Annotated in this window: 1 protein-coding gene; it reads left to right on the top strand. The window is 41.8% G+C overall.

Features of this window, described 5'->3' with window-relative positions; genetic code table 11:
* Positions 1 to 94, top strand: a 94-nt coding sequence (locus tag C3420_RS17335) for a transposase domain-containing protein (protein WP_046889966.1), incomplete at its 5' end; no start/stop codon positions are given.
* Between the last annotated feature and the right edge of the window lie 934 nt (positions 95 to 1028).

Below are 1028 nucleotides of genomic sequence, written 5' to 3'. Positions count from 1 at the left end.
CTATTTAAGTGATGTGCTGAAAAGGTTACCGACACACAAAGTGACCCAAATTGAAGAATTGCTGCCGCACTGCTGGAAACCTAAATCGAATTAAAAAATAGGTATGGGATTCAGCGGACGCTTACTCTAGTTTGCGCGACCAAGCCCAAACATAAGAATGCGACCAAGCATTCCCTTAACCTTCCTCTAACATATTGCCGAACATATTTTCATATGTGCCGACTCAAGCTTTCGCAGTGAGCAATCTGATGAATCAGATTGTTTTAGGATTCGCTTTAAGCTAGCTATCTCACTTAATAGAAATCCTCAAATGAAGATCCCTATCACAACTTCCACAGGTATAACCTGCTTTATATGCGCTACTTGCCATCGCTCCCACACTGTATAAATTAACAGACCTTTAACCAATTCAAGTCCTCCATCCAGTGCTTCCCAAGTTATTTCAAAGTGTCTTAATGTGCAGACCGTTTATCCTCTCGCTTGCATACATACTTCCTGTTTCCCCCAACCGTAGTTCCTTAATTTTATCGGGATATGATGTATACACAACTTTATAAAGGGTAAAACTCTTACACTCCAATCAGCATCTATCGATTAATGCCGTTACACGTTTAAGCTATCCAGCGACCCATTCAGCTTGCGCCAAATGGTGCCAACTTCTCCACCGTTAGGCTCGAAGTCCTAGTACCTCATGGTACTCTCAGCAGCCATCGTGATTGGAAATGAGCATACTTTTCGCAAGTTGTTCACTTGCTTCGATCAAGCATACACACTCAGCTATTAACGGAGACTGTCGCATATCCTATGCTGCTCCTGACTGTATCACCTTGAACAGGGTTTCAACTTAAAACAGATAGTTTCAAATCTAATCTGGCTATTCCTAACCAGATGACCATTTCGGTGTTAGCGGCAGTGTAAAAATGACCCCCTAATGGCATTTAAAAACTGACCCCCTTGGTTAATATAGCGGTCATTTTGGACTGCTCAATATGTTAACTTTGGAGCAAGCAGTGACAATCCAAATACTT

Origin of the sequence: Acinetobacter sp. ACNIH3 (assembly GCF_002918965.1) — a bacterium.
GTDB classification, from domain to species: domain Bacteria; phylum Pseudomonadota; class Gammaproteobacteria; order Pseudomonadales; family Moraxellaceae; genus Acinetobacter; species Acinetobacter schindleri.
The sequence above is the reverse complement of the archived record's forward strand: the minus strand, read 5'-3'. Positions and strand labels throughout refer to the sequence as shown.